The 3,343-nt window shown below is 51.7% G+C and carries 5 protein-coding genes and 1 tRNA gene; 3 read left to right on the plus strand and 3 right to left on the minus strand.

Annotated features, from left to right (window positions below; all coding sequences use genetic code 11):
• Positions 1–159: 159 nt before the first annotated feature.
• From FCK22_RS17800 to FCK22_RS17810, 3 genes are all read left to right on the plus strand, one after another.
• Entirely contained in the window at positions 160–387 is a 228-nt protein-coding gene (locus FCK22_RS17800; protein ID WP_136720735.1) for a hypothetical protein, read from the plus strand.
• A 70-nt stretch (positions 388–457) separates the two neighbouring features.
• On the plus strand, positions 458–991 hold the full coding sequence (locus FCK22_RS17805; protein WP_067263884.1) for a hypothetical protein: 534 nt from the start codon (positions 458–460) through the stop codon (positions 989–991).
• A 332-nt stretch (positions 992–1,323) separates the two neighbouring features.
• Positions 1,324–1,758 carry a hypothetical protein gene (locus FCK22_RS17810; RefSeq protein WP_067263882.1) on the plus strand — a complete coding sequence of 145 codons (435 nt, stop codon included), beginning with the start codon at positions 1,324–1,326 and terminating at the stop codon, positions 1,756–1,758.
• Positions 1,759–1,947: 189 nt separating this feature from the next.
• On the opposite strand, the gene FCK22_RS17815 is transcribed toward FCK22_RS17810, so the two are convergent.
• The 3 genes from FCK22_RS17815 to FCK22_RS17825 all read right to left on the minus strand — a co-directional run bounded on the left by FCK22_RS17815 (position 1,948) and on the right by FCK22_RS17825 (position 3,304).
• Positions 1,948–2,769 (minus strand): hypothetical protein, encoded by an 822-nt coding sequence (locus FCK22_RS17815; protein WP_067263879.1) that lies wholly within the window; start codon positions 2,767–2,769, stop codon positions 1,948–1,950.
• A complete protein-coding gene (locus FCK22_RS17820) occupies positions 2,766–2,954 on the minus strand; it encodes a hypothetical protein (protein WP_067263877.1) in 189 nt (62 codons plus the stop codon). Before FCK22_RS17820 ends, FCK22_RS17815 begins: the two co-directional genes overlap by 4 nt.
• A 264-nt stretch (positions 2,955–3,218) precedes the next feature.
• Positions 3,219–3,304 (minus strand) — tRNA-Leu (locus FCK22_RS17825).
• Between the last annotated feature and the right edge of the window lie 39 nt (positions 3,305–3,343).

Consider the following 3,343-nt stretch of genomic DNA (forward strand, 5'->3'; position numbering starts at 1 on the left):
TCTGAGGCAGCAAAGAAAACTGCAAAGGAGGCCAAAACATTGACCGCATCATAGACCACGACGCATAACTGAGGGTGGGTCAAATCTCGGTGAAAATACCGGGTCAGTTCTCAGTGACAATCAACATGGAAGGCTGCAAAACGCACCAGAGACGCGCTGATGCAGGCGCTACCCGCCGATCAGGCAGCTGAACCTGCGGAACTGTCAGAGCTTGATCAGAATATCGAATGGTATGCTGAACGAATTTCTTGCTTTGAGCCAAAGTCAGACGCGGATGCCGCCGCCATGCTCGAATGGTGTGTCGAGGACTGCGCCGGTGAATTGCTGTGTGAGCAGTATCCCCGCGCTCAGAAGGCTGTGATCGAATACCTGCGGGCCAAGGCCTAACGAACCCGCCTGCGCTCCTCTGCCGGGGCGTGGGCAACGCGGTGGGGGCCGCATTGGAGACTGTCAGCAAATGAACTGCTACACCAACAACCGAAACTGGTCCGACAGGTTCTTGCCTGAGATTAAGCAACTTATCGGCGGCTACCTTTTGGAAACCGCTGCTGATCCATTTGACCAAATCCAAGCCACCGACCTCATGATGCTGGATGCTCGCGACATGCGCGTTGCGGCAAGGGTAAGGCGTCCCGGCTATGCACAACGTTACCCCTATCAGTTCACCATACGCTCAGCGGTGGCATCAGGTGCTCAGACTGAGCTTTCCAAAATTGTGAACGGCAATGGGGATTGGATGTTCTATGGGCATTCTAATGCAGACCAGACAGGCTTAGAGGCATGGTGGCTTATCGACCTTCGGGCATTCCGCGCCGCGCTCATCCGCAACCGGGTGAATGCACCGCAGATTGTCATGGGTGACCAGCGCAACGTAGACGGGACGCGCTTCAAGTGGTTTGATCTGCGGTCGTTTCCGGCTGATCCTCCGCTGGTCGTTGCCTCCTCATCTGCGCTTAGTCTTGAAAGGATGGACATGGACGAGCGACCATGATCATATGAGGAGAGAAACAAGGTACCTACCGACCTCGCTACAACGGTTAGTGATGAAATTTCTGTGAACGATTGGCAAGTTTACACGTTATTTACTATATTAGGTTCAAGAATGTAGATGCCCAGAATGCATCTGAAGGAGAGGAAACGAAATGTCTGAGATGGTCTCTTTGAGTCGATCCGCGTTTTCGCGTGGGGTGACAGAAGTCCTAACCCTTAAACCTCTGCGCGATGTGGCAACTGGCGCTGTGAGCCGAACTAAACCCGTTGCTGATGCTCCGAAGTCAAAAAATCAGAAGATTGTAGTCGAGCGCAAGGGTGGCTCAAGCTGGCATGTCAAGCGAGCCGGTTGAGCAAAGCAATTCGGAAAACAATCATGATGCGGGTCGCGATACCCGCATCCTCAATATTGATTCCTTACATCTCCACTCCAATGAAATCGATTCACTGAACAGACTCGCACAAACCGATCCAGAGTTAGCTAGAATCGTAGTTGAACAAAAAGACCGTTTCGATAAGCGTGAGCATGGAAGTTATCGCTTTGGCGTAATCTCCGCACTGATACTTGCGACCGTGGCTTTAGTTAGCCTGTCATTTGTATTGATAGAGCTTGGCGTCATTGCCACATTGCTTCTTATTTTCGGCATCATGGCGATTGCGTTGCTCCTGCGGGTTTTGTTGACCGGTGAGTGGTCGGAAACTAGCTGGATAGGGCACTTTGTTTCTGGCATGGTGACCCTGTTAGGTGGCAAGCCAAAAGATCCCTAAGCTAGGGCGTGAAGTGCTTCTGCAAATGCTAATTAGTCCGGTCGAGGCTGATGATCCGCTGGTGATTATAGAGTAGCGGTCTCGCTTAGGTTAGGCTCACCAAGCTGTCTCAAGAGGGGCGGCGGCGTTGTGGTCGCTGGGGGTATTGATTGTTTTAACGCAGTGAAGGGGGGCGGCTTAATAGAGTTGCTAAGAGGGTAGGACCGCGAGGCTGCGGGAATTCCCTTCAAACATTTTTACCGCTCCTGACTGCTGTATGTCGTGCGCATACATCGTATACAGAAGCCAAAACCTCTGCCAAAGTTCACTTTCGTGCGGCAGAAAGTTGACCGTTAGCCCGAGTTTTTTGGCTTCAGTGTGGTCGATCACGGAGCCATGAGAGAAGAACTCATCTCGGGAAGCGAGCTTTCGGACTGTATCTTCTATTTTGCCTGGTTCTGCGTCTTTCATCATCCCAGTTGAAAGCAAGTAGGTGGCAAGCTTCTTGGACTGGTCGATAGCGTAGATAGCTAGCTTGTGAAGCGCAAAATTCTGGGCGGCAACCTGTGGATCAGCAAGTATGGAAGTCGGGGTGCCGTTCAGCGATGGATCGATTGGTCCAAGCTCAGAAGGGGGTCCCATTACAATTTCTTTTGCAGCCAAGCATATCATCGTGCCATTGCTTTTCGCTGAATGAGGCACAACAACCCTAAGGTCTTGTGTCGTGGATTGAAGCAACGAAACTAGGGCTTCTGTAGCGTCGGTCTGGCCGCCACTCGTGTTCAGGAGTAGATCCACCGAAATCTCTCCAATGTCAGAGAGAATTTCCTGCATGTAGGAGATATCGCCAATATTGATGTCTGCGTTCTCAACATATCGATTGGCGAAGTAGACAATAAGGCGACGCTCGGTGATCTCTTCAATATCACCTATGAGCAGCTGACGAAGGTAGCGGTCCTTCTGCTGTACCCAAAACATAGGGGACTGGGTGGGTAGGCTGATCCCGCGCGGGAACAATTCCGGATTCTTCATGCAGCCGCTTGTTCCGAAATCTTTTCTGCCGTGTCGCTTCCCTCGATCAGCTTCTTCATCTTCTCGTAGTCAGGTACTGGTTCGCTAAGCGACCGGATTTCATGGCTGTTCTTGTAGTGTCCAGACCGTTTCGGTTTGGTGGCCTCCCGTACGGTCGCCATGGCCAGCCCAAGATTGTCGATCATCGCGATTTCCTTTCGTCGAGGGTTTAGTTCCGAGTGCGGGCGACTTAGCCTTCAAAAATCAATGGTAGCATTTCATAGAGGAAAAACAATTTCTTAGAATTGATTCTTTCCAATGGGTTAGTGGCTTTGGTCACCGTTCCGTATCGGGTCAGCGCTTTGCAAGGGGCTATGAAGGGCAAACGTAAGCGGGGTGGACTGAGGGGTGGATTGAAAAACTGCCGCTTCAGAAAAGCGCCATTATTTCAATTGCTTATCGCGGAATTATGGTGCCCAGGAGAGGACTCGAACCTCCACACCGTTGCCAGTACTAGCACCTGAAGCTAGCGCGTCTACCATTCCGCCACCTGGGCACGTATCGTGTGGGGTGCTCTAAGGCTCAGCCGGGTGAC

Source organism: Sulfitobacter sp. 15WGC (assembly GCF_005068605.1).
Lineage (GTDB): Bacteria > Pseudomonadota > Alphaproteobacteria > Rhodobacterales > Rhodobacteraceae > Sulfitobacter > Sulfitobacter faviae.

Excerpts from the sequence above, each read along its gene's own strand:
- FCK22_RS17800 (WP_136720735.1), top strand. The coding sequence starts at position 160 with ATGCAGGCGCTACCCGCCGATCAGGCAGCTGAACCTGCGGAACTGTCA.
- FCK22_RS17805 (WP_067263884.1), top strand. The coding sequence starts at position 458 with ATGAACTGCTACACCAACAACCGAAACTGGTCCGACAGGTTCTTGCCT.
- FCK22_RS17810 (WP_067263882.1), top strand. The coding sequence starts at position 1,324 with ATGTCAAGCGAGCCGGTTGAGCAAAGCAATTCGGAAAACAATCATGAT.
- FCK22_RS17815 (WP_067263879.1), bottom strand. The coding sequence starts at position 2,769 with ATGAAGAATCCGGAATTGTTCCCGCGCGGGATCAGCCTACCCACCCAG.
- FCK22_RS17820 (WP_067263877.1), bottom strand. The coding sequence starts at position 2,954 with ATGATCGACAATCTTGGGCTGGCCATGGCGACCGTACGGGAGGCCACC.